Origin of the sequence: Ferrimonas balearica (genome assembly GCF_019802085.1) — a bacterium.
In the GTDB taxonomy this organism is placed as follows: Bacteria; Pseudomonadota; Gammaproteobacteria; order Enterobacterales; family Shewanellaceae; genus Ferrimonas; species Ferrimonas balearica_B.
Map to the genome: position 1 here is coordinate 370,433 of NZ_JAHVHV010000002.1, position 22,972 is coordinate 393,404.

The 22,972-nt window shown below is 65.8% G+C and carries 20 protein-coding genes; 10 read left to right on the forward strand and 10 right to left on the reverse strand.

Annotated features, from left to right (window positions below):
* Positions 1-137: 137 nt before the first annotated feature.
* Positions 138-782 (reverse strand): response regulator, encoded by a 645-nt coding sequence (locus KUV81_RS10010; protein WP_222543726.1) that lies wholly within the window; start codon positions 780-782, stop codon positions 138-140.
* Positions 779-2,161: a sensor histidine kinase gene (locus tag KUV81_RS19860; RefSeq protein ID WP_222543727.1), complete on the reverse strand. Its 1,383-nt coding sequence runs from the start codon at positions 2,159-2,161 to the stop codon at positions 779-781. Before KUV81_RS19860 ends, KUV81_RS10010 begins: the two co-directional genes overlap by 4 nt.
* Before the next feature lie 183 nt (positions 2,162-2,344).
* Between KUV81_RS19860 and chrA the strand changes: the two genes are divergently transcribed.
* Both chrA and KUV81_RS10025 read left to right on the forward strand, forming a co-directional pair.
* A complete protein-coding gene (chrA, locus tag KUV81_RS10020) occupies positions 2,345-3,490 on the forward strand; it encodes a chromate efflux transporter (RefSeq protein ID WP_222544234.1) in 1,146 nt (381 codons plus the stop codon).
* Positions 3,491-3,672: 182 nt separating this feature from the next.
* Positions 3,673-5,052: a magnesium transporter gene (locus KUV81_RS10025; RefSeq protein WP_222543728.1), complete on the forward strand. Its 1,380-nt coding sequence runs from the start codon at positions 3,673-3,675 to the stop codon at positions 5,050-5,052.
* A gap of 49 nt (positions 5,053-5,101) precedes the next feature.
* On the opposite strand, the gene KUV81_RS10030 is transcribed toward KUV81_RS10025, so the two are convergent.
* Both KUV81_RS10030 and KUV81_RS10035 read right to left on the reverse strand, forming a co-directional pair.
* Positions 5,102-6,205 carry an anhydro-N-acetylmuramic acid kinase gene (locus tag KUV81_RS10030; protein WP_222543729.1) on the reverse strand — a complete coding sequence of 368 codons (1,104 nt, stop codon included), beginning with the start codon at positions 6,203-6,205 and terminating at the stop codon, positions 5,102-5,104.
* Positions 6,202-7,500, reverse strand: a complete 1,299-nt coding sequence (locus KUV81_RS10035; RefSeq protein ID WP_222544235.1) for a peptidoglycan DD-metalloendopeptidase family protein — start codon at positions 7,498-7,500, stop codon at positions 6,202-6,204. The genes KUV81_RS10030 and KUV81_RS10035 overlap by 4 nt, the downstream gene beginning before the upstream one ends.
* A gap of 210 nt (positions 7,501-7,710) precedes the next feature.
* On the opposite strand from KUV81_RS10035, the gene tyrS reads away from it, so the two are divergent.
* Both tyrS and KUV81_RS10045 read left to right on the forward strand, forming a co-directional pair.
* Complete coding sequence (gene tyrS / locus KUV81_RS10040) at positions 7,711-8,898, forward strand: tyrosine--tRNA ligase (protein WP_222543730.1); 1,188 nt, start codon at positions 7,711-7,713, stop codon at positions 8,896-8,898.
* A 64-nt stretch (positions 8,899-8,962) separates the two neighbouring features.
* Positions 8,963-9,532 carry a sugar O-acetyltransferase gene (locus KUV81_RS10045; protein ID WP_222543731.1) on the forward strand — a complete coding sequence of 190 codons (570 nt, stop codon included), beginning with the start codon at positions 8,963-8,965 and terminating at the stop codon, positions 9,530-9,532.
* Positions 9,533-9,567: 35 nt separating this feature from the next.
* Here KUV81_RS10045 and KUV81_RS10050 read toward each other — a convergent pair whose 3' ends face one another.
* Positions 9,568-10,530 carry a TDT family transporter gene (locus KUV81_RS10050; RefSeq protein ID WP_222543732.1) on the reverse strand — a complete coding sequence of 321 codons (963 nt, stop codon included), beginning with the start codon at positions 10,528-10,530 and terminating at the stop codon, positions 9,568-9,570.
* Between the two features lie 90 nt (positions 10,531-10,620).
* Here KUV81_RS10050 and KUV81_RS10055 point away from each other — a divergent pair, with 90 nt between their 5' ends.
* Both KUV81_RS10055 and KUV81_RS10060 read left to right on the forward strand, forming a co-directional pair.
* Positions 10,621-11,493 carry a LysR substrate-binding domain-containing protein gene (locus KUV81_RS10055; RefSeq protein WP_222543733.1) on the forward strand — a complete coding sequence of 291 codons (873 nt, stop codon included), beginning with the start codon at positions 10,621-10,623 and terminating at the stop codon, positions 11,491-11,493.
* A gap of 45 nt (positions 11,494-11,538) precedes the next feature.
* Positions 11,539-12,015 (forward strand): hypothetical protein, encoded by a 477-nt coding sequence (locus tag KUV81_RS10060; protein ID WP_261389332.1) that lies wholly within the window; start codon positions 11,539-11,541, stop codon positions 12,013-12,015.
* A 31-nt stretch (positions 12,016-12,046) separates the two neighbouring features.
* On the opposite strand, the gene KUV81_RS10065 is transcribed toward KUV81_RS10060, so the two are convergent.
* The 4 genes from KUV81_RS10065 to KUV81_RS10080 form a co-directional block, all read right to left on the reverse strand.
* The gene (locus KUV81_RS10065; protein ID WP_222543734.1) at positions 12,047-13,834 is read right to left on the reverse strand and encodes an acyl-CoA dehydrogenase C-terminal domain-containing protein; all 1,788 of its coding nucleotides are present in this window, start codon (positions 13,832-13,834) and stop codon (positions 12,047-12,049) included.
* A 151-nt stretch (positions 13,835-13,985) separates the two neighbouring features.
* Positions 13,986-14,819 carry a S1 RNA-binding domain-containing protein gene (locus KUV81_RS10070; protein WP_222543735.1) on the reverse strand — a complete coding sequence of 278 codons (834 nt, stop codon included), beginning with the start codon at positions 14,817-14,819 and terminating at the stop codon, positions 13,986-13,988.
* Positions 14,820-14,879: 60 nt separating this feature from the next.
* Positions 14,880-15,536 (reverse strand): potassium channel family protein, encoded by a 657-nt coding sequence (locus KUV81_RS10075; RefSeq protein ID WP_222543736.1) that lies wholly within the window; start codon positions 15,534-15,536, stop codon positions 14,880-14,882.
* A gap of 33 nt (positions 15,537-15,569) precedes the next feature.
* Complete coding sequence (locus KUV81_RS10080) at positions 15,570-16,262, reverse strand: pseudouridine synthase (protein WP_222543737.1); 693 nt, start codon at positions 16,260-16,262, stop codon at positions 15,570-15,572.
* 184 nt (positions 16,263-16,446) lie between these two features.
* Between KUV81_RS10080 and epd the strand changes: the two genes are divergently transcribed.
* From epd to KUV81_RS10100, 4 genes are all read left to right on the forward strand, one after another.
* Positions 16,447-17,466: an erythrose-4-phosphate dehydrogenase gene (gene epd / locus KUV81_RS10085; RefSeq protein ID WP_222543738.1), complete on the forward strand. Its 1,020-nt coding sequence runs from the start codon at positions 16,447-16,449 to the stop codon at positions 17,464-17,466.
* Between the two features lie 20 nt (positions 17,467-17,486).
* Positions 17,487-18,665, forward strand: coding sequence for a phosphoglycerate kinase (locus KUV81_RS10090; protein WP_222543739.1), 1,179 nt, complete (start codon positions 17,487-17,489; stop codon positions 18,663-18,665).
* 92 nt (positions 18,666-18,757) lie between these two features.
* Positions 18,758-19,825, forward strand: a complete 1,068-nt coding sequence (gene fba, locus KUV81_RS10095) for a class II fructose-bisphosphate aldolase (protein ID WP_222543740.1) — start codon at positions 18,758-18,760, stop codon at positions 19,823-19,825.
* Positions 19,826-19,946: 121 nt separating this feature from the next.
* Positions 19,947-20,684, forward strand: a complete 738-nt coding sequence (locus KUV81_RS10100; protein ID WP_222543741.1) for a YdiY family protein — start codon at positions 19,947-19,949, stop codon at positions 20,682-20,684.
* 73 nt (positions 20,685-20,757) lie between these two features.
* Here the strand turns inward: KUV81_RS10100 and KUV81_RS10105 are convergent, their stop codons facing one another.
* Entirely contained in the window at positions 20,758-22,920 is a 2,163-nt protein-coding gene (locus tag KUV81_RS10105; RefSeq protein ID WP_222543742.1) for a PAS domain-containing protein, read from the reverse strand.
* Between the last annotated feature and the right edge of the window lie 52 nt (positions 22,921-22,972).

The window sequence follows — 22,972 nt, forward strand, 5'->3', positions numbered from 1 at the left end:
GCGCGAAGCGTCTTTTTATTGGCAGGATCAGTATCCAAACCCCCCGGTAACAGGACCAGATAAGGGGAATTAACCTTCTGGCCCGGGTTGTGAAATCCCCTTATCAGTTGAGTTGTAAGTCAATGTTTTTACGCGCTTTAATCCGCTGACTCCTGGAGCAGGAAGTGGCACATTTGCTGCCCCTCGGTTGTCAGAAAGTAGACCTTGTTCACATTTTGCTGGATGAGCCCGGACTGCTTGAGCTGGCGAAGGTGGAAGTTGAACTTGGTGTGATCCTCCAGCCCCACCAGGCGGCACAAGTCCATAAAGCGCAGCTGGCGATGGCGCACCAGTTGCAGCAGGGTCTGGCGACGAATGGGGTTGGAGAGGGCGGAGAACACCTTGTCGGCGGCGGCGTCGTCGAGCTTGGGCTGGGGCTGACGCTGGACGTTGACCCGTTTGACCGTGGTGGCCAGGGTCGCCAGGTTGAAGGGTTTGGAGAGGAACTCGTCGGCGCCCTTTTTCATGGCGTCCACCGCGGTGTCCACGGTGGCGAAGGCGGTGGTGATGATGATCCCCATCCCCGGCTGCAATCGCCTCAGGTTGGCGATCGCCTCCACGCCGCTCATGCCGGGCATCACCAGATCCAGGACGGCAACATCAAAGCTCTGGTTTTCCGCTGCGTCCAGGGCGGTTTCCGCGCTGTCGCAGGCGATCACCGTCATCCCCTCCAGCGACAGGGCCTCCTCCAGGGTCAGGCGCAGTTCCTGGTCGTCTTCGGCCAGGAGAATGGTCAGGCTCATGCGAGGCTCCTCGGTAGGTGGATGGTGACGCACAGGCCGTGCAGCCAGTTATGGAGGCTCAGCTCCCCCTGGTGCTGCTGGACGATCTGCTGGCTGATGGCCAGCCCCAGGCCGGTGCCGTTGTCCTTGGTGGTGAAGAAGGGGCGCAGGATCTCGGCCTGCTTGGCCTCGGGCACCCCGCTGCCGTAGTCCCGAACCTGGATGCGGATCCGCTCGCCCGCCGCCTCGGTGTGGATCTCCAGCCGTTTCTGGTCGCCGCTGGCGTCGATGGCGTTGCTGATGAGGTTGATCAGCACCTCCTCCAGCTTCACCGGATCGCCGCTGACCTGAAGGTTGGGCGCCAAGCTGCGGTGCACGGTAAAGCCCTTGAGTCGGTGCCCCATCAGCTCCAGGGCGGACTGGATCACCGGCTCGAGGGGGAACACCCGATCCGGCTGCTCCGACTGACGGGCGAAGTGCAGCACCTCCTGGGAGATGTGGGTGGCTCTGTCCAGCCCCTTGCGGATGCGGGCGATCTGGCGCTGATGGGGCCCCTCGTTGGGCAGCTGTTTGTCCAGCAGATCGCAGCCTAAGGTGGCGTAGCTCAAGGGGGTTTTGATCTCGTGGGCGATGCCGGAGGCCAGCTCTCCCATGGCGCGCATCTTCTCTCCCCGGAACAGCTGACGCTGCTGGGCCTCGATCTGGGCTTCGCGCTCCTTGTCGAAGATCTTCAGCGCCTGGTAGAGGGTGACCAGGATGGCGAAGGCGCACAGGGTACGCAGGGCCGGCACCCAGAGGCCCGCCTGGCTGGAGAGCAGTCCCGCCGCCAGACCGTAGGCGATGAGCGCCAGGCCGCAGTAGCCGAAATAGTGCCCCGCCAGTTGCCGCTCCTGGTACTGCTGGCGGGCGTAGTAGATCATCGCCAGGCCCGCTACGGCGCTGGCCCCCAGGCCAAAGATCCAGCGGGTCAGCTGAGCGGCCAGCTTCAGGAAAGCGTCGAGCTCCATCAGCGGGAAGCTGGCCACCAGGTGCAGCACAAACACCGCCTGGGCGACCGCCAGGCTGGCCAGGGCCCAGGGCTTGCGGGCCAGGCCGGTGATCACCAGCATCTTCCAGGCAAACCAGGCCATGGCCAGGAAAGAGAACCACAGCTTGAGCACCCGCAGGATCTTCATCTCCGACCACCACAGCATGGGGGTGTGAGGGGCCATCAGCTGGATGTAGAGTTCGGACCATTCGTGGAAGGCGTGGATAAAGCCGAAGGCCGCCAAAGCGGGCAGGGCGGAGGCGATGGCCAGCTGACTCAGGCGAAGGTTGCGAAAGGCGATCACGCAGCCGATGGTGAAGAACACCAGGCCGTAGAACAGGTAGATGTTAAACGTCAGCAGGGTATCGAGCACGGTTACCTCCCCAAGCCTGGCAGTATGGCGGCAAGTCGACGGAGGTTTCTGTGAGGTAACGGGGAGTTTTCAAGTCGAACGCGGTTATGTGAGGGCTTCTGCCATCGGGCCGTCATCCTGCTGTCATAAAATGCGATAAAATACCGGGACTTTGCCCATGAATTTGTCTTTGCTGTGAAATCGATCTGGTCCCTGTTTGTTCAGTTTTTGATGCTGGGTTGCGTCAGCTTCGGCGGCCCGGCCGCCCACATCGGCTACTTTCGCAAGAAGTTTGTCGAACAGGAAAAGTGGCTGGATGACGCCGCCTACGGCCGCCTGGTGGCCCTCTCCCAGTTCCTGCCCGGCCCCGGATCCAGCCAGGTGGGCTTTGCCCTGGGCTACCGCCGTGCCGGCGTGCCCGGTGCCCTGGTGGCCTTTGTGGGTTTCACCCTGCCCTCGTTCATTCTGCTCTACCTGCTGGCGACCCTGAGCGTCGATGCCCTGGATAGCCCGGTGATGGGGGCGGTGATCCACGGCCTCAAGCTGCTGGCGGTGGTGGTGGTGGCCGATGCCGTGTTGGGGATGAGCCGCAGTTTCTGTCAAACGGCGCTGCACTGGGCGCTGGCCATCTTCAGTGCCGCGGTGTTGCTGGTGCTGCCCGGCTTGGCCGCGCAGCTGTCGGTGCTGGGGATCGCGGTCTTGGTCGCGGCCTGGCAGGCGCCCACATCCATTGCGACGCCCCCCGAAACCCCGCCGCGGGTGCAATGGTTGCCGTTGCTGCTGCTGGTATTGGCGGTGGGGGTGGCCTTGATGCCCGCCTCCGGTCTGATGCACCGGATCTACGCCGACTTCTTCCAGGCCGGCGCCCTGGTGTTCGGCGGCGGTCACGTGGTGCTGCCGCTGTTGCAGGAGACCACCGGGGAGCTGATAACCCCGGATCGCTTCCTGACCGGCTACGCCGCCGCCCAGGCGGTGCCCGGGCCCATGTTCACCCTGGCCACCTTCCTGGGGGCGGATCTGGCGCCGGAAGCGCCGCTGCTGGGGGCCGCGCTGGCCACCGTGGCGCTGTTCCTGCCGGGCCTTCTGCTGGTGCTGGTGCTCTACCACGGCTGGGAGGCGCTGGCGTCCCGACCCCGGGTGGCGGCTGCGGCGGCGGGGATCAACGCCGCAGTGGTGGGCCTGCTGCTCAGCGCGCTCTATCAGCCGGTGTTCATCAGCGCGGTGTTCGACGCCGCCGACATGGCGATGGTGGTGGTGGGCCTCTACCTGCTCAAGCAACGAAAGCTGCCCATCCTCTGGCTGATTCTGGCAATGCTGGCCATGAGCCTGGCCCGCTGGGCCCTGGTGTAACCCCGCTATGCAGAACACACAGGGCGCCGATCACGAGCCATCCCGGGCGATCCCTATCCGCTACAGCTTGTCAAACGGCTCAGTGTCTGGCCGGTGCGGCTGGGCTGCTCTAGGATGGGAGTCTCCTTATGGCTCGTCCGGTGGCGCCCGGGCCGGCCCCAAGCACACGGCGGAACCCCACCATGCCCCAGACTCCAATCCCCGATACCGGCCCGTATGAAACCGCCCTGCTCAGCAGCGTGAAGGCGGGGGATGGCGTGCGCCTGGTGGCCCTGCTCAGCGGCATGCCGGTCACCCTGGTGGGGCCGATTTTGCGGGGTTTGGAGCCGGGGCAGGCGGTGGCCTTCTGGACCCTGTTGGCCAAGGACCATCCCCGGCAGGCGGCGGACATGCTCGATCACCTGCCGGATCCCCACATCGCCACCCTGCTGCAGGCACTGCCCGACGAGTTGGGGGCCCAGTTGCTGGAGGAGATGGAGTCCGATGACCGCTGCGACGTGATGGCGCTGCTGGACGCCCCCACCTGGATGGGTCTCAAGCACCACCTGCCCGAGGCCCTGCAGCTGGAGTGGGGGCAACTGCGACAGTACGAGGCCGACGTCACCGGCAGCATCCTGAAAACCGAGCGCCTGGCCCTGTCCCACCAGGCCACGGTGGCAGATCTGGTCGAGGCGTTGCGTCAGCGGGATGAACAGATCGAGCATTTCGAAACCCGTTACCTCTACCTCTACGACGACCAGGGCCGGCATTTCGGCGCCGTGCCTTTGAGGCGTCTGTTGCTCGAGCCGGGCCACCGGCAACTGCGGGACTGGGTGGACACTGGGGTGCCCACGGTGACCCCCGAACTGCCCATCGCCGAGCTTAAGGGGGTGTTTGACCACGTGCGCTACTCGGTGCTGCCGGTGGTGGACGACCAGGGCAAGCTTCAGGGGGTGGTGGACCAGCAGGATTTGCAGGAGGCGCTGTTCGAGGAGGCGGAGAAGGCCTCACTGGAGCGGGGCGGGATCTTCGGCGGTGAGGAGCTGCGCAGCATGCCCCTGGCCAGTCGGGGCCTCAGGCGGCTGGCGTTTTTGTTGCCCTCGGTGGTGCTGAGCTACGCCGCGGTGTCAGTGATCGCCTGGTACGAGCCGGTGTTGGAGGAGTTGGTGATCCTGGCGGCCTTCCTGCCCCTGGTGGCCAACCTCTCCGGGGCGGTGGGCAACCAGGCGGTGGCGGTCTCCATCCGGGAGCTGGCGGTGGATCGCATCGGCACCGGCGCCGTGGGCAAGGTGGTGCGCAAGGAGTGGCCCATCGGATTGATGGTGGGTCTGGTGATCGGTGGGGTGTTGTCGCTGCTGGCCCTGTTGCGTGGCAGCGCTGAGCCGGCGCTGCCGCTGGTGGTCGGTGGGGCCTACGCCCTCTCCAGCATGGTGGCGGTGCTGCTCGGTGGGGCCCTGCCATTGTGGCTGCGCCGATGGGGGATGGATCCGGCGATGCTGGCCAGCCCGGTGCTGACCACCTTGACCGACGCCACCGCCTTCTTCCTGGTGCTCTTCCTGGCCCAGTGGGTGCTGTTGGGGTGATGCGGTGAAAACCAAAACGGGCGCCATTCGGCGCCCGTTTTGTTTGGGTCTATTGGGCCGGGTACCAGCCCCCCAGCACCGCTTCGCGCTTGGCGCCGGTGACCGCCGGCAGGTTGCTGGGCAGGCCATTGAGGTGACGCCAGGCCAGCCAGGCAAAGGCGGTGGCCTCCACCCACTTGGGGGACAGCCCCAGGGCCTCGGTGGTGTCCAGGGCAAAGCCGGGCAGGGCGGTGGCCAGGGACCGGCGCAGGGTGTCGTTGAAGGCGCCGCCGCCGCAGAGGTAGATCTCCCCCTGCTGGGCGTGGGCCCGGGCCCCCTGGGCGATGGTTTCCACCGTCAGCGCCAACAGGGTGGCCATCACGTCCTCGGCGGGCAGGTTGGCGTCGCTTTGCAGGTGGCCCCGCAGCCAGCTGGCGTTGAACAGCTCCCGGCCAGTGCTCTTGGGTGCCGGTTGGGCGAAGTAGGGATGGCTGAGCAGGCGGGTGAGCAGCGCCGGATTGACCTGACCGGAGGCGGCGATGGCCCCCTTGTCATCGAACGGCTGACTGAACTGCTCCCGGGCCCAGGCGTCCATCAGGGTATTACCGGGGCCGGTGTCGAAGCCCACCACGTCGCTCTTGTCGCCGGGCAGGCAGGTGAGGTTGGCGATGCCGCCGATATTGAGGATCATCCGCGGTCGGTTGGTGGCAAATAGCGCCTGATGGAAGGCGGGCACCAGGGGCGCACCCTGGCCCCCCAGGGCGATGTCCTTGCGGCGAAAATCCGCCACCACGTCGATGCCGGTGGCGGCCGCCAGGGTGCTGGGGCAGCCCAACTGCAGGGTAAAGGCGTGGGGGCCCTCCGGCATGTGACGCACCGTCTGGCCGTGGCTGCCGATGGCGGCCACCTCATCCGCCGGCACCTCGGCGATGGCCAGCAGGTTGTGCACCGCCTCGGCAAAGGCCAGGGCAATGGCCCGATCGGCCCGGCCCATGCGGTCGATCTCCTTATCGTGGGGAGTGCACAGGCGGTGCAGCTCCGCCAACAGCGGCGGCGGGATCTCGATGCTGTGGTGCGCCTTGAGGCTGGGCTGGCCGTGTTCATCGAAGGCCACCAGCACGGCGTCGATGCCGTCCATCGAGGTGCCGGACATCAGGCCGATGCAGTAGGTCATGGCTGTTCCTCTTGGGCAGCGGGCTCCATCGCCAGCAGGATCGATTGGCGGTGCGCCAGCTGGGCCAGGCGCTGCTCGCTCAGCTCGGTAAAGGCGGCCCGCTCGCTGTCGGCGATGGGGCGAGATTCCGGCAGCTTGACGGTGCGGGGGTTGCGGTGCACCCCGTTGACCAGAAACTCGTAGTGCAGGTGGGCGCCGGTGACCCGACCGGTGGCCCCCAGCTTGCCGATGGTCTGGCCCTGGCGGACCCGCTGGCCCTTGCGCACACTGCGTTTGGACAGGTGCAGGTACTTGGTCACGTAGGTGTTGGAGTGTTTGATGAACACGTAGTGGCCGTTGTACTGGTTGTAGCTGGAGGCCACCACGGTGCCGTCGCCGGCGGCCATGATGGGGGTGCCCACCGGGGCCACGTAATCGGTGCCGTTGTGGGGGCGGACCCGGCCGGTTACCGGGTGCAGCCGGCGGGGGTTGAAGTTGGAGCTGACGTAGTTGAACTGCACCGGCGCCCGCAAGAAGGCCTTGCGCATGGCGTTGCCGGTCTCGTTGTAGTAGTTGCCGTCGCTGTAGCGCACCGCGCGGAAGGTCTCCCCCTGGTTGGAAAACTCCGCCACCAGGATGTCGCCGTCACCGACAAACTGCCCCTCGATGTAATCCTGCTCGTAGATCACCGCGAAGTGGTCGCCGGCGCGGATGTCCAAGGCGAAGTCGACGTCCCAGCCGAAGATCCCCGCCAGGCGCATGATCTGGTTAGCGGAGAGGCCCGCGCCCACGGCGGCGTTCCAGAAGTTGGAGGTGATCTCGGCGCTGGCAAAGAACTGGCGCTTCTCCACCGCCTTCTCCTCCACCGTCTCCAGGAAGCCGCTCTCGTCCCGGCTCACCTTGAGGGTGCGCTGACCGTCGATGGCGTAGCTCAGCGCCGCCAACGTCTCCCCTTCGAAGCCCAGCTCAATCACCTGGCCGGGCATTATCTTCACCAGGGTCTGGCCCGCCTGGGGCAGCTGGCTGATGGCATGGAGGGTCTGGGGGGAGAGGCCGGCGCGGTCAAACAGCCGGGCCAGGCTGTCCCCGGCGCGCACCTCGAAGGGGCGCCACTCCAGGCGGGGGTTTTCGGCCGCGGCCAGAGAAGGCGGCAGGCTCAATCCCAGGTCATGCCGGGTGTGGGTGGGGATGGGGTCACTGTGGCGTGCCGCCAGGGTTTTGCCCGAGGGCAGCATCAGGGCCACCAGCACCAGAAAGAGGCTGAGCAGGATGAGCCCCTGGTGCGGGCCGGGGAGGGTTCGGTAGAGGCCCCACATCCGTCGGCCGAGGCCGGGCAGGGGGGCGGTTCGCTTGCGATTGATCGCAGGACGGGCCTGGCTTCGAGACACTTTCCTTATTCTCTACAGTCAGTTGAACAAAGACCCCAAGGGCAGCTTGGCGACGCTATCCTACACCCTTTTATTTATAGGTGCTAACCAGTAACATTATCCGCTTTGTTAGCAGATTCAAACCAAGCGGAACCTTGTATGACTGATTTGGATAAGGCGTTGGCGGAGATCTGTCGGGGCACCGACGAGATCCTGCTGGAAGAGGAGCTGGTGGCCAAGCTGAAGTTGGGCCGTCCTCTGCGGGTGAAGCTGGGCGCTGATCCCACCGCCCCGGATATCCACCTGGGTCACACGGTGATCCTCAACAAGCTGCGTCAGTTCCAGGCCCTCGGCCACGAAGTGATCTTCCTGATCGGCGACTTCACCGGCATGGTGGGCGACCCGTCCGGCAAGAACAGCACCCGTCCCCCGCTGACCCGGGAGCAGGTGCTGGCCAACGCCGAGACCTACAAGGAGCAGGTGTACAAGATCCTGGATCCCGCCAAGACCCGCATCGAGTTCAACTCCTCCTGGTTGGGGGAGCTGGGCGCCGAGGGGATGCTGCGTCTGGCCTCCCAGCAGACCGTGGCCCGGATGCTGGAGCGGGACGACTTTAAGAAGCGCTACGGCAGCGGCCAGTCCATCGCCATCCACGAGTTCATGTACCCGCTGCTGCAGGGCTACGACTCCGTGGCCCTGGAGGCTGACGTGGAGCTGGGCGGTACCGATCAGAAGTTCAACCTGCTGATGGGCCGTGAGCTGCAGAAGGCCGCCGGCCAGGAGCGTCAGGTGGTGATCACCATGCCGCTGCTGGTGGGGCTGGACGGCGTCAAGAAGATGTCCAAGTCCGCCCATAACTACATCGGTGTCAGCGACGCGCCCACCGAGATGTTCGGCAAGATCATGTCCATCTCCGATGACCTGATGTGGAACTACTACGAGCTGCTCTCCTTCCGTCCTTTGGAGGAGATCGAGGGGCTCAAGGCCGAGGTGGCCGGCGGCGCCAACCCCCGGGACGTGAAGATCGCCCTGGCCAAGGAGATCATCGCCCGCTTCCACGACGAGGCGGCGGCAGAGGCGGCCCACGCCGACTTCACCCAGCGCTTCTCCAAGAACGCCATGCCCGACGAGATGCCGGAGCTGGAGTTTGCCGCCGGGGTGGCCATCGCCAACCTGCTCAAGGACGCCGGCCTGGTGAACACCACCTCCGACGCCATGCGGATGATCAAGCAGGGCGCGGCCAAGATCGACGGCGAGAAGATCGCCGACACCAAGCTGGTGCCCGAAGCCGGCACCGCGGTGTACCAGGTGGGCAAGCGCAAGTTCGCCCGCATCACCCTGAAGTGATCTGACCGATGATTTGTAAGGCCGCCCCGGTTTCCGGTGCGGCCTTTTTATTGGGAGCCCTGTAATGAACGAACAACTGCGCCGCATGCGCGCCGGTGAGCCCTACCAGGGGATGGACCCGGCCCTGGTGGCCCTGAGGATGGCGGCCCGACAGCGCTGTCGGCAACTGAACGATCACGACATGGCGGATCAGGCCGGCCGTCAGGCCCTGGCGGCCCAGCTGTTCGAGGCCTGCGGCGACAACCTCTGGCTGGAAGCGCCCTTCCAGTGCGACTACGGCGGCCAGATCCGGCTGGGGAGCAACGTCTTTATCAATATGGACTGCGTCATCCTCGACTGCGCCCCGGTCACCCTGGGGAACAACGTGTTGCTGGGGCCCAAGGTGCAGATTTACACCCCCTGCCACCCGCTGGAGGCCGAGCCCCGGCGCGACGGGGTGGAGTGGGCCAAGCCGGTGACCCTGGGGGACGACGTCTGGGTTGGGGGCGGCGCCATTCTCTGCCCCGGGGTGACGGTAGGAGACCGGGCGGTGATCGCCGCCGGTGCCGTGGTCACCAAGGATGTGCCGCCGGATACCCTGGTGGGGGGCAACCCCGCCCGGGTGATCCGCGAAGGCCTCAACCCGGCCCCCTGAACAAAAAACGCCGCCCTTTTGGGCGGCGTTTTGCTTCAGCGGCTTAGCGCTTCGGGACCGCTGGGCGGCTTGGGCCAGTAGGCGATGAGGTAGCGCAGGGCCACGTAGCAGACCACGGCGGCGGCCACCAGCAGCTCCAGATCCGCCAGGCGGTGCAACGCCTGGTGCTGGCTCAGACCCCAGCGCTCGAACAGGGCGGCGCAGTGGTACAGGGCGGTGGCGCCGATCACCATGGGGAAGGTGAAGGCGGCGTAGCCGGGGCTGAAGGGCAGGCGCATCAGGTGGAAGAACGCCAGGTAGACCAGGGCGGTCATCAGCAGGGCGATCCCCAGTAGCAGGGCCACCATCAGCGGCGAGGGGTCGTTCACCAGGTTCAGGTACCCCGCCAGGGAGAGGCTGGCCGGCGCCGCCAGGATGGCGATGGTCGGCTTGGCCGGATCCGGCACCTTGGTGTGGAAAATCAGCCGATAGAGCATCAGCGGCAGCATCAGGGCGTAGGCAATGAGCCCGCCGTAGAGCAGCACCGTCGCCAGGGGGCGCAGGGAGGGATCCGGGCAGGTGACCGCAGCGACGATGATCCCCACTGGCGGCACGAACCAGCTGGGCACCATGTGATGCCAGCCCGGCTCTTTGGCTCTGTGGTAGAGGAAGCCGGCCAGCAGCGCCAGGTGCAGCGCCACCGCCGCCAGCCACAGAAGCTGTCCCTGGAAGGGCAGGAAGCGGTAGAGGCTGACGGAGATCACCATGGCCGCCATGGCGAAGGTGGGGATAACGCTGCCCACCACGGCGTGGGAGACGTCCATCTTCAGCTGACCGGGGTTTAACAGGAACTTGGCCAGCAGCGCGGTCAACAGCAGGCCCCCCAGGCCGGCGCCGGCCAGTTGCCACAAACCGCTCGCGTCGAAGCGCCCCTCCAGGCAGTAGCCCAGGCTGGCGATCCCCAGGGCCAGGCCGGCCAGCGGGGTAGGGATGCGGTTGAGTTGGGTGGCAAGTGACATGACGAACTCCTCGATTGACGTCGCTATTGTGCCTCGCCCTAGCATTTAATAATATCGAATGATATTTGATGCCGCGTATAGAGTTACTAAATGGTGGATCTCTCCCTCAGGCAACTTCGGATCTTCGCCTCCGTGGCCCGCAGTGGCAACCTGGGCATAAGTGCCGAAGCGCTGTTTCTCACCCGGGGCGCCGTGTCCCAGGCGATCAAAGCGCTGGAGCAGCAGCTGGGGGTGGCGCTGTTTGACCGTCGGGCCCAGCGCCTGGTGCTCAACACCCAGGGCCGGCTGCTGCTGCCGATGGCGGAGGAGATGCTAGCCCGGGAGCAGGGGATGCTGGCCCTGTTCCAAAGCGGCGCCGGGGCCACGCCGCTGCGCCTGGGGGCCAGTGCCACCATCGGCAACTACCTGCTGCCCCGGTTGCTGGCCGAGCGCTGGCCCAAAACCTGGCCCTTGCCCCGGATCACCCTGGCCAACAGCCACCAGTTGCAGCAGCGCCTGACCACTTTCGAGCTCGACCTGGCGTTGGTGGAGAGCGACAGCCTGTTTGGCGAGCTGGTACGCCACCCCTGGCGGGAGGATGAGATGGTGGTGCTGGCGCCCGCCGAGCACCCCCTCGCCAATCGCACCGTGGGTTGGTCGCAACTGGCCGGGCAGGATTGGGTGTTGCGGGAGGTGATGTCCGGCAGCCGGGAGCAGTTTGATCACCACCTGGCCCCCAAGCTTGAGGAGTACCGGGTGGTGCTGGAGCTGGGGCAGCTGGAGGCGGTGGTGCAGGCGGTGGCCGCCGGATTGGGGTTGTCGCTGGTCTCCAACCTGGCGGCGGAGGCGGCTTTGGCCCAAGGGCGGGTGGCCCGGGTTCAGCTGCCCACCCCCCTGGTGCGGCGCTTGTCGCTGATGCACCCGCCGGGCAGCGAGCACCTGCCTCAACTGCAACGGGTGCTCACTGCCCTGGGCACGGGCTGAGCGGCCCTTGGCTACACTTGCGCCAAACAACAAAGGAGACGCGGCATGGTGATGACCAGTGGTGGCCGGGAGTACGGTTTCAACACCCCCCAACGGTTGTTCGTCGGCTACACCCTGGCGGTGCTGGTGGACCTGACGGTGCTCAACCTGTTCGTGGAGTACTGGTCATACGTGATCATCGACTCCTTCACCATCTCACTGGCCGCCGCCATCCTGCTGCAGCTGCTGCTCAAGCTCTCCATCGGTGCCGAGAAGCGCCTGGCCGACTATTTCAAAGCCAAGCCGGGGCGGGCCCCCAAGATCTACCGGGCGCTGTGCAGCTACCTCATCCTGGTGGGCTCCAAGTTCGTGATGCTCGAAGCGATCGATCTGCTGTTTGGCCCCAGGGTGGAGTTTATCGGCCCGCTGAACGGGATCCCGGTCTTTTTCACGGTGATCTTCGCCATCATCGCCGCCGAGCTGCTGGTGGCCCGCATCTACTTCGCCCTGGACGATCGCCCCAGGAACACCGTCACCGGCTAGGGCGCCAACCCTGGCGCCCCCCTAAGCGCGCTCAGCGGAACTGGGCGGAACTCATCGCCATCAGGCTGTCGCCGTTTTGGGCCGCCAGGGCCCCATGGGCCTCGGCCCGGGGCAGCAGGCGCTTGAACACGAAGTGGGCGGTGTGCAGCTTGCCCTGGCGAAAATCCGCGTCCAGGGCCGGGCTTTGGTGGGCGGTGAGGGCCATCCTCAGCCACTGGTGGGCCAGCACCAGGTAGCCGGCAAACATCAGGTAATCCACCGAGGCGGCGCCGATCTCATCGGGGTTGGCCTGGGCCCGGGCCGCGATGCCGCGGGTGAGATCGCCCCAGCGCTGCAACTGGCTCAACAGCTGGTCCCGCAGCGGGCTGAGGGTGTCGGGCAGGGTCTGGGCCAGCCAATACTGGGCCAGCTCGGCGCAGTAGCTCTCCAACAGGGCCCCCTGGCTGCCCAGCACCTTGCGGGCCAGGAGGTCGAGGGCCTGGATCCCCGTGGTGCCCTCGTAGAGGCAGGAGATCTTGGTGTCCCGCATCAGCTGCTCCATGCCCCACTCGGCCACGTAGCCGTGGCCGCCGAACACCTGCACCCCCAAACTGGTGGCCTCAAACCCCATCTCGGTGAGAAACGCCTTGGCGATGGGGGTCAGCAGGCTGAGTCGGTCCGCCGCCCGCTGTTTGGCCTCGGCGCTGGCGCTCGGGCTCTTGCCGATGTCCACCCAGGTGGCCATCTCGTACACCAGGGCTCGGCCCCCTTCGGCCACCGCCTTTTGGGTCAGCAGCATGCGGCGCACGTCCGGGTGCACCAGGATCGGATCCGCGGCGTGTTCCGGCTCCTTGGCACCGCTTAGGGCCCGCATCTGGCGCCGCTCCCGGGCGTAAGCCAGGGCCCCCTGGAAAGCCGCTTCGGCGGCGGCCACCCCTTCGGCGGCCACCCCCACCCGGGCGGCGTTCATAAAGGTAAACATGGCCTGGAGGCCGCGGTTGGGGGCCCCCAGCAGATGGCCGGTGGCGCCATCGAAGTTGATGACGCAGGTGGCGTTGCCGTGGATCCCCATCTTCTTTTCGAGGGCGCCGCAGTGGACGCCGTTGGGGCCGGTGAGCTTGCCGTCGTCGTCCACCTCCAGCTTGGGCACCAGGAACAGGGAGATCCCCTTGGTGCCCGCCGGGGCCCCTTCGATGCGGGCCAGGACGATGTGGACGATGTTTTCCGCCAGGTCGTGATCGCCGGAGGAGATGAAGATCTTGCTGCCCTGGAGGCGGTAGCTGCCGTCGGCCTGGGGGAGGGCCTTGGTGCGCAACAGACCCAGATCCGAGCCGCAGTGGGCCTCGGTCAGGCACATGGTGCCGGTCCACTCACCGGAGACCAGCTTGGGCATAAAGCGCGCCTGAAGGGCCGCGTCGCCGTGGGCCATCAAGGTGGCCTGGGCGCCGTGGGTCAGGCCGGGGTACATGGCGAAGGCGTGGTTGGCGGCGGACTGCATCTCGGCGCAGACCAGGTTCAGCGAGTAGGGTAGCCCCTGACCACCGTACTGTACCGGCTGGGCCAAAGTGGGCCAGCCGGCCTCGACGTACTGTCGGTAGGCGTCCTGAAACCCGGTCGGGGTGATCACCTGGCCCTGCTCGATGCGACAGCCCTGCTCGTCGCCGATGCGGTTGAGCGGTGCCACCACCGATTCGGTGAACTTCGCCGCCTCCTCCAGCACCGCGTCCACCAAGTCCGGTGTGGCCTCCTCGTAGCCCAGCTGGGCGTAGTGCTCGGCACTGTCGAGCAGGCTGTGGAGGACAAACCGCATCTCGGTGAGGGGGGCCTGGTAGCTGGGCATGGCGCGCTCCTTTGCGTCGGGGGCCGTGGCTGGCCCGTCAGAATCAAACGTCCGTTTTAGCCCAAAGCTGCCAGAAGGTGGGGGCGGTTGCCATAGACGCGGCAACAAAAAGCCCGGCACGGGGCCGGGCGGGTGCAGCGAAGAGGGCGACTCAGCGCAGCTCGATGCCGTCTTTCAAGATGGTGATGCGCTCGGCTTTGTAGAGGCCGCCGATGGTGCGCTTAAACACCCCTTTGGAGACGCCGAACAGGGCCTTGATGGTCTCGGGATCCGCTTTGTCGTTCAGCGGCGCAAAGCCCCCGGGCTGCTTGCGCAGGTAGGCGAGGATGGTCTCACCCAGGGCATCCACCTGTTTGGCCACCGGCGGGTTGACGCTGACGTCCAGCCGGCCGCCCTCGCGCACCTTGGCGATGGTGCCGCTCATCCGCTGGCCGGGCTTCAGGGGTTTGAACACCGTGTTGTAGTAGATGACGCCCCAGTGGCGCTCGTTGACGATCGCCTTGTAGCCCAGATCGGATTTGCCGCCGATGGTGACCCGCACGCTGTCGCCGACCTGGTAGTCCGCCGGGGTCTTATCCAGGAAGCGGTCCAGCTTGGCGCTGGCGGCGATGCGGTCGGTGTGCTGGTCGACGTAGAGGTACACCAGGTAGTAGCGGCCCGCTTCCATCGGCTGCTTCTGCTGGTTGAAGGGCACCAGCAGATCCTTATCCAGCCCCCAGTCCAAAAAGGCGCCCACCCGACCCACCTCCTTGCACTTGAGGGAGGCGAACTGGCCCACCTTGGCCTTAGGGCGCTGGGTGGTGGCGATGAACTGGTCTTCGGAGTCCAGGTAGAGGAACACCTCCAGCTCGTCACCGGGCTGGGCGTCCTCGGGGGCCCACTTTTTCGGCAGCAGGATCTCACCGAGATCGCCGCCATCGAGGTAGAGGCCGAAGCCCACCCGCTTGACGACGGTGAGGGTGTTGGTTTGTCCGATGTTGACCATGCTGCGCTGCCTGAAAGGGGGAGTGGGCGCGAAGTATACCCGGTTTTGGCCGGGGCGTCGTCAGCCCTCGCTCTGCTTGGCCCCCACCAGACTGGCCACCACTACCGCCAGGTAGAAGGTGCCGGCGATCGCTTCCAGGTAGACCGCGGTCTGGGCGAAGGCGTGGGCCGGGGTGATCTCGCCAAAACCCAGGGTGGTCAGGGTGACGAAACTGAAGTAGACCGCCCGGTTGAAGTTGTCCGGCCAGGCCTTGGCCTCGATGCCGTTAAAGGCGGCGGGGGAGAGCTCCAGGATCAGCAGGTAGAGGATGGCCCAGATCAGCCCCAGCAGGAGGAACAGCGCCAGGGAGCCGATCACCTTGTTGCCGGTGATGCGGCCGGTGAACAGCACCTGGTGCACCGTGGCTTTGAAGGTGCCGATGAAGAACATCAGCATAAAGACCAGGCCCAGCAGATCGAACAGCTGAACGTGCAGCCAGCGCTTGAGCACCGCCAGCACCACCCACAGGCCCACCAGCAGCCAGAGGAAGCGGGACCAGCCCGGCTCGAAGCGCAGGCTGTAGATGCAGGTGGCGAAGGTCAGCAGGGTGACCAGCTGCAGGGTGATCTCCAAAGGCCCGCTGGGCAGCACCTGCTCCAGCGAGGAGCTGAGCAGCAGCAGGACCAGGGCGCCGGTGAGGTAGAAGCAGTTGTTCTCTTGATGGATCCGCCGCGTCATCGCCAGAGTGTCCAGACCGGGTGTGGACCAAGTCTAGACGCTGGCCACCTCTTCGGGGGTCAGGGGGCGATACTGGCCCGGGGCCAGGGCCGAGTCCAGGCGGATCGTCCCCATGGCTTCCCGATGCAGGGCCAGCACCGGGTTGCGAAAGCGGCCGAACATCCGCTTGATCTGGTGGTAACGCCCCTCGTAGATGGTGAGCCGGCAGTGGCGTTCATCGAGGCGTTCCAGCTGGGCCGGCGAGGTGGTGACGTCCTCGAAGGGGAAGTGGATCCCCTCGGCAAAGACCCGCTCGGTGTCCGGGTGGATGGGGTGGGCCAGGGTGACCAGGTAGGTCTTGGGGGAGCGCCGCTCCGGTGCCGTGGCCCGACGGGACCACTGACCGTCGTTGGTCAGCAGCATCAAGCCGCTGCTGGCCCGATCCAGCCGGCCGCCGATGTGCAGCTGTTCGGCCAGGTCAGGCGGCAGCAGCCCCATCACCGTGGGGTGCACTGGATCGGCGGTGGCGCTCAGCACCCCCACCGGCTTGTGCAGCATCAGGTAGTGGGCCGGGGTGGCGGCCTGGATCACCTGGTCATCCACCGTCACGGCGTCGAAGGGACGCACCTCGGCGGTGGGGTCTGGGGTCACGGCGCCGTTGACCCGCACCCGGCCCTGGACCAGCAGGGTCAGGACGTGGCGGCGGCTCCATTGGGGGTGTTGGCACAGCAGGCGATCCAGTCTCATGTCGGTATTATTTCATTCATCCGGGCCGCCGAGCCACGGGTTATGGTGGATTTGTTCGTTTCTATACGTAAATTTTCTCGACCCTATCGGTGGGACTTTGGTAAGTGGCTGTTCTGAGCTAAAATGGCGCCCGTTTTCAAACAGGATCCCTATCCCACCGACCAGGTGCCTCCACGAAGAGCTTATGACCCTACGCGTCGCCATCAACGGTTTTGGCCGCATCGGCCGTTCCACCCTGCGTGCCCTTTACGAGACCGGCCTGCGGGAGCAGATCCGCGTGGTGGCCATCAATGAGCTGGCCAAGCCGGAGGCGATCGCCCACCTGACCCAGTTTGACACCACCCACGGCCGCTTTGCCCAGCCGGTGAGCGTGGGCGAAGGCACCCTGAACGTCGGCGGCGACGCCATCGCCCTGTACCACCAGAGCGACGTGGCCAGCCTGCCCTGGGGCGAGCTGGGGATCGATCTGGTGCTGGAGTGCTCCGGCGCCCTCAAGACCCGGGCCCAGTGCGAAGCCCACCTGGCGGCGGGGGCCAAGAAGGTGCTGATCTCCCACCCGGCGGACAGCGCCGTGGACGCCACCGTGGTGTTCGGGGTGAACGACGACAGCCTGACCGGCCAGGAGACCATCGTCTCCAACGCCTCCTGCACCACCAACTGCTCGGTGCCGGTGATCACCCTGCTCAATGACCTGTTCGGCATCGAGCGCGGGGCCATCACCACCATCCATTCCGCCATGCACGATCAGCAGGTGATCGACGCCTATCACGACGATCTGCGCCTGACCCGGGCGGCCAGCCAGTCCATCATCCCGGTGGACACCAAGCTGGCCCGGGGCATCGAGCGGATCCTGCCGAGCCTGCACAACAAATTTGAAGCCATCGCGGTGCGGGTGCCCACCACCAACGTCACCGCCATGGATCTCTCCCTGACCCTGACCCAGCGGGTGGACATCGACACCGTCAACCGGGTGCTGGCGGAGGCCGCCCAGGGCCGGTTCCGAGGGATCCTGAACTACACTGAGGCCCCACTGGTCTCCAGCGATTTCAACCACGATCCCCACTCCTGCGTGGTGGACGGCACCCAGACCCGGGTCTCCGATGGCCACCTGGTGAAATTGCTGCTGTGGTGCGACAACGAATGGGGCTTCGCCAACCGCATGTTGGACACCGCCATGGCGATGGCGGCGACAGAATCTGAATGACATCTTACGAGGGAACCACCATGACCGTACTCAAGCTGACCGATCAGGACCTGGCCGGCAAACGCGTGCTGATCCGCCAGGATCTCAACGTGCCGGTAAAGGACGGCGTCGTCACCTCCGACGCCCGCATCCTGGCGTCCCTGCCCACCATCGAGCTGGCCCTCAAGGCCGGCGCCAAGGTGATGGTGATGTCCCACCTGGGCCGCCCCACCGAGGGGGAGTACGACGAGGCCTTCTCCATGGCTCCGGTGGTCAACTACCTCAAAGAGAAGCTGAACGCCCCGGTGCGTCTGGAGAAGGACTACCTGAACGGCGTTGAGCTGGCGGACGGCGAGCTGGTGATCTTCGAGAACGTGCGCTTCAACCCGGGCGAGAAGAAGGACGACGAGGCGCTGTCCAAGGCCTACGCCGCCCTGTGCGATCTGTTCGTGATGGACGCCTTCGGCACCGCTCACCGGGCCCAGGCCTCCACCCACGGGGTGGCCAAGTTCGCCCCCATCGCCTGCGCCGGCCCGCTGCTGGCCGCGGAGCTGGACGCCCTGGGCAAGGCCCTGGACAACCCGGCCCGCCCCATGGTGGCCATCGTCGGGGGCTCCAAGGTCTCGACCAAGCTGACCGTGCTGGAGTCCCTGTCCCAGAAGGTGGACCAGCTGGTGGTGGGCGGCGGCATCGCCAACACCTTTATTGCGGCGGCGGGTCATCCGGTGGGCCAGTCCCTGTATGAAGCCGATCTTATCGACCAGGCCAAGGCCCTCACCGCCCAGGCCCAGAGCCGCGGCGGCGACATCCCGGTGCCCACCGACGTGGTGTGCGGCACCCGCTTTGCCGAGGACGCCGAAGCCACCCTCAAGCCGGTGGCCGAGGTGGCCGACGACGACATGATCTTCGACATCGGCCCGGATAGTGCCGAGGCCCTGGCCACCATCCTGAAAAACGCCGGCACCATCGTCTGGAACGGCCCGGTAGGGGTGTTCGAGTTTGACCAGTTCGGGGCCGGCACCCAGCGCATCGCCCAGGCGATCGCCGAGTCCGACGCCTTCTCCATTGCCGGGGGCGGTGACACCCTGGCGGCGGTGGACAAGTACGGCATCGCCGACAAAGTTTCCTACATTTCTACTGGAGGCGGTGCCTTCCTCGAGTTCCTCGAGGGCAAGACCCTGCCGGCGGTGGCCATGCTGGAACAGCGCGCCCAAGGCTGAATCATCAAGGCCCGCCGCAGTGAACGGCGGGCGAAGTGGGCACAGGAGGTGCCCGCTATCCGTTTCTTTTCTATCTATTGGAGTCTGACAACATGGCATTGATCTCTCTGCGCCAAATGCTCGATCACGCGGCGGAGCACAACTACGGCGTCCCCGCCTTTAACGTCAACAACCTGGAGCAGATGCGTGCGATCATGCAGGCCGCCGAGGAAACCGATTCCCCGGTGATCGTGCAGGCTTCCGCCGGCGCCCGTAAGTACGCCCGTCCCCAGTTCCTGCGCTACCTGATGAACGCGGCCCTGGAGCAGTACCCGGACGTGCCGGTGTGCATCCACCAGGACCACGGCACCTCGCCGGACGTCTGCCAGCGCTCCATCCAGATGGGCTTCAGCTCCGTGATGATGGACGGCTCCCTGCGGGAAGACGGCAAGACCCCGGCCGACTACGGCTACAACGTCCAGGTGACTCAGCGCACCGTTGCCTTCGCCCACGCCTGTGGCGTGTCCGTTGAGGGCGAGATCGGCTGTCTGGGCAGCCTGGAAACCGGCATGGCTGGCGAAGAGGATGGCGTGGGCGCCGAAGGCGTACTGAGCCACGATCAGCTGCTGACCGATCCGGAAGAGGCCGCCCGCTTCGTGGCCGCCACCAAGGTGGATGCCCTGGCCATCGCCATCGGCACCAGCCACGGCGCCTACAAGTTCTCCAAGAAGCCCACCGGTGACGTGCTGCGCATCGACCGCATCAAGGAGATCCACGCCCGGATCCCGGACACCCACCTGGTGATGCACGGCTCCTCCTCCGTTCCCCAGGAGTGGCTGGAAGTGATCAACCAGTTCGGCGGCGAGATCCCGGAGACCTACGGTGTGCCGGTGGAAGAGATCGTCGAAGGGATCAAGTACGGCGTGCGCAAGGTGAACATCGATACCGATCTGCGCCTGGCCTCCACCGGTGCGGTGCGCAAGTTCCTGGCCGAGAACCCCTCCGAGTTTGACCCGCGCAAATTCCTCAAGGCCTCCATGGACGCCATGGCGGGGATCTGTAAGGACCGCTACGAGGCCTTCGGCTGTGCCGGTCAGGGCTCCAAGATCAAGCCGCTGTCCCTGCAGGCGATGTACAAGCGCTACCTGGCCGGCGAGCTGGACCCGAAAGTGCACATCTAAGACGAAAAAAAATCGGAAAACGCCTGCTTATGCAGGCGTTTTTTTTGTGCCTGTAACCTTAATGTTGGTAAAATGTTGGCGTTTCCGGGCGTCGTTTGACCCGGGTATTCAGGGAGTGAGCATGAAATCCGTAACCATTACCTGCGCGGGCGTTCTGCTGGCGCTGGGCGCCACCTCTGCCCTGGCGGAGGAGCCGGCGCCGACCTTCAGCGGCGGAGCCGAACTGGGGGCCACCATCGTCTCGGGCAACACCGAAACCACCAACATCAAGGGCAAGATCGACGCCACCCACCTGATCGGCGATCTCAAGAACCAGTACCTGCTGGACATCCTCTATGCCGAGGACACCGGCGAGCGTTCCGGTGAACGCTACTACGCCCTCTACCAGGGGGACTACCCCTCCACCGGCAAGCAGTACGTCTTTGGCATGGTGGACGGCGAGATCGACAAGTTCACCGACTACGACTACGTGGTCAGTGCCGCACTGGGTTACGGCCGTCGCATCATCGAGCAGGACACCATGACCCTGCTGGCCGAAGCCGGCCCCGGTTACAGCTACAAGAAGTACGACGACGACAAGCGTCCCGATGAGGACGACGAAAGCGACTTCATCGGCCGGGTCAAAGTGGATTTCTGGTGGAAGTTCTCTCAAAACGCCGAGTTTGGGCAGCTGGTGACCTCCAACATCGCCTTCGGTGAGGGCTCCACCATCACCCGGAGCGAAACCTACGTGACCGCCAACCTGGTGGGCAGCCTGGCGATGAAGCTCTCCTACAGCGTCAAGCACGACTCCAACCCGGGTCCGGACAACAAGAGCACCGACACCACCCTGGCGGCGACCCTGCTCTACAAGTTCTGAGCCTTCCTGGCGCCAACAAAAACACCGCCCTCGGGCGGTGTTTTTTGTGCGTATTTGTCGCTGGCGGGCCCGTTCAGGCGCTGCTTCGGGTGTGGGCCTGACAGTAGTGCTGGCCGGAAAGGGTGGCGCGGGTCACCGCATCCCGGGCGTTGTCCAGCAGGCTGTGCCAGGGCTGTCCGGGCTGACTCTGGGCCAGGCCGATCACCAGGCCATCGATCAGGTCACCCTCCTCCAGAAGGCTCACCAGGCTGGAGGCCAGTGTGGTGGCCTGGCTGTCGCTCCACCCCGGCAGCAGCACCGCGGTCTCCCCCACCTCGCCGGCTTCCCCCAGCAGGGCCTCTCGGGGCAGGGCGCCGTCCAGCAGCTGCACCAGGCGGTGCTGCTGAAACAGCAGGGCATCGGAGTCGTTAAAGTTGGCCAGGGCGTTGTGCTGGCTCTGGTTGAACAGCATCAATGCGGCGCTGGTGTGGGGGGGCTGGGTCAGCGCCCGGGCCAGGTTGTGGCGGGGCCGCTCCTCCTGATCGGGGACGGCGTTATTGAGTTTCTGATCCAGCAGCGGGGTCAGGGTCAGCACCTGGTAGGCGTCGTCGTGGCCCAGGCTGTCCCCCTGGTGGATGTTGGCCAGGCAGCGCACCACGCCGCCATCGCCCCGCTTCATCCACAGGGCCCCCTGCCAGTAGCCCCGGTTGCTGAGCTGGTGGCTCAGGCTCTGCTCCAGATCGCTGTTGGTGAGCTTCAGCAGGCTCAGCCAGCTTACCCCCAGCAGGCGCTCCTGGGGCTGGTTCAGGATCCGGCCCAGGGCGCGGTTGACGGATTTGAGGCGCTGGTTGGCGTCGATAAGGGCCAGGCCGCTGGCGCTGTCGGTGAGCTGCTCCACCCGCTTAAGCTGCTGCTCCAGCTCCTGCTGCTGGCGGTTCTCCTCCAGGGTGACCAGGAACAACCGCTCGTTGTCGTTGAGCACGATGGAGCGCACCTTGGCCTTGACCGTCAGCCGGGGGGCGTGACGCAGCCCCAGGCGCCCCTCCCAGTAACCGGAGGCGCGGGCCAGTTGCCAGATCATGTCCACCCCCAGGCTGTCGCTGTCGAACAGGTGGCGGAAGCGACGATCCTGCAGCCGCTCCGGCAGCAGGTCCACCTGGGTGGCGGCGGCGTGGTTGGCGGTGATGCAGCGCCCCTCGGCGTTGAAGATCATCTGCCCCTGGCTGCCGTGGTAGAGATGCTCCAGCAGCTGCTCCGCCCGGGCGCGGGCGCGGCTGTGGTCCGCCTGGTAGCGGCGGTGCCACATCAGGCGGGCGAGGATCAGGATGATGATCAGCGCCGCCACGGTGATCTGGCGCTGGTAGCGTTTGACCAGGGTGTGCTGGTGGCGGCTGTCCAGGTAGGTCAGCAGGTAGACCGGGGACTGGGAGCCGGGGCGCACCTGCATGTAGATAAAGTGCAGCGGGCCTTCGGCCATCTGGCCGAAGTCGTTCTGCTCCATCCGGTCCCACAGCTCCGGGTAGGCCTGGGGAATGGGGGTGCGGCCCACCTTTTCCGGTCGATTGATGCCGAAACAGTTGCCTCGGGCGTCCACCAGGATGAGCGGGGCGCCGTCGGTGGCGTCGATGGACTGGAACTTCTTCCACGCCTCCGACATCTCCACCACGAACAGCATCGCCTTGGCCCCATGGGGGCTGTCGATGACAGGCACCAGCAGCCAGCGGTGGGCGTGGCGCCCCTCCAGTTTCAGGGGAGAGCTGTAGATCTCGCCGGGCTCCAGCTCGGCGATGCTCTTTTGCAGCTCGCGCCGGGAGAGACGGAAGTAGGTGTCCTCCCCCTGCTGGAACATGGGGCGGCCATTGCCGTCGAGGACGGCGATCATGCGGAAGCTGGGTTCGGTGCTGGTCAGCTGCTGAATGAAGGCCTGAACCGGTTCCACTTCCAGGGTGGGCTGTTTGAGCAGGTGGGCGACGATGCCGTACTGGGCCATCAGCTCGGCCCGGTTTTCCAGTCGGAACATGCCGTCGTTGATGCGATCGCTGAACACCTGCAGCTCGGCGAAGCGGCGCTCCGCCAGCTTGGTGCGCAGCAGCTCGGCGTTCACGCTCATGGCCCCCAGGGCGATGCCGGCCACCAGGATCACCATCAGAAGCAGCTGCCATATAAAGGGCAGCTGCTTCTGGGTATCGGATGTGGCTTGCTCAAACCTGGCCAGCACCTGGCTCAGGTCCGATCGTGAATCGCTCGGCTCGGACACGTTACCATCCCTGTACTTCAAGATGGGCCGATGTTAGCACGAGGTTGACAGC

What these genes read in the sequence shown, in the direction of transcription:
- KUV81_RS10010 (WP_222543726.1), bottom strand. Translation starts at nt 782, where the DNA reads ATGAGCCTGACCATTCTCCTGGCCGAAGACGACCAGGAACTGCGCCTG.
- KUV81_RS10025 (WP_222543728.1), top strand. Translation starts at nt 3,673, where the DNA reads ATGCCCCAGACTCCAATCCCCGATACCGGCCCGTATGAAACCGCCCTG.
- KUV81_RS10030 (WP_222543729.1), bottom strand. Translation starts at nt 6,205, where the DNA reads ATGACCTACTGCATCGGCCTGATGTCCGGCACCTCGATGGACGGCATC.
- KUV81_RS10035 (WP_222544235.1), bottom strand. Translation starts at nt 7,500, where the DNA reads ATGTGGGGCCTCTACCGAACCCTCCCCGGCCCGCACCAGGGGCTCATC.
- tyrS (WP_222543730.1), top strand. Translation starts at nt 7,711, where the DNA reads ATGACTGATTTGGATAAGGCGTTGGCGGAGATCTGTCGGGGCACCGAC.
- KUV81_RS10045 (WP_222543731.1), top strand. Translation starts at nt 8,963, where the DNA reads ATGAACGAACAACTGCGCCGCATGCGCGCCGGTGAGCCCTACCAGGGG.
- KUV81_RS10050 (WP_222543732.1), bottom strand. Translation starts at nt 10,530, where the DNA reads ATGTCACTTGCCACCCAACTCAACCGCATCCCTACCCCGCTGGCCGGC.
- KUV81_RS10055 (WP_222543733.1), top strand. Translation starts at nt 10,621, where the DNA reads ATGGTGGATCTCTCCCTCAGGCAACTTCGGATCTTCGCCTCCGTGGCC.
- KUV81_RS10060 (WP_261389332.1), top strand. Translation starts at nt 11,539, where the DNA reads ATGGTGATGACCAGTGGTGGCCGGGAGTACGGTTTCAACACCCCCCAA.
- KUV81_RS10065 (WP_222543734.1), bottom strand. Translation starts at nt 13,834, where the DNA reads ATGCCCAGCTACCAGGCCCCCCTCACCGAGATGCGGTTTGTCCTCCAC.
- KUV81_RS10070 (WP_222543735.1), bottom strand. Translation starts at nt 14,819, where the DNA reads ATGGTCAACATCGGACAAACCAACACCCTCACCGTCGTCAAGCGGGTG.
- KUV81_RS10075 (WP_222543736.1), bottom strand. Translation starts at nt 15,536, where the DNA reads ATGACGCGGCGGATCCATCAAGAGAACAACTGCTTCTACCTCACCGGC.
- KUV81_RS10080 (WP_222543737.1), bottom strand. Translation starts at nt 16,262, where the DNA reads ATGAGACTGGATCGCCTGCTGTGCCAACACCCCCAATGGAGCCGCCGC.
- epd (WP_222543738.1), top strand. Translation starts at nt 16,447, where the DNA reads ATGACCCTACGCGTCGCCATCAACGGTTTTGGCCGCATCGGCCGTTCC.
- KUV81_RS10090 (WP_222543739.1), top strand. Translation starts at nt 17,487, where the DNA reads ATGACCGTACTCAAGCTGACCGATCAGGACCTGGCCGGCAAACGCGTG.
- fba (WP_222543740.1), top strand. Translation starts at nt 18,758, where the DNA reads ATGGCATTGATCTCTCTGCGCCAAATGCTCGATCACGCGGCGGAGCAC.
- KUV81_RS10100 (WP_222543741.1), top strand. Translation starts at nt 19,947, where the DNA reads ATGAAATCCGTAACCATTACCTGCGCGGGCGTTCTGCTGGCGCTGGGC.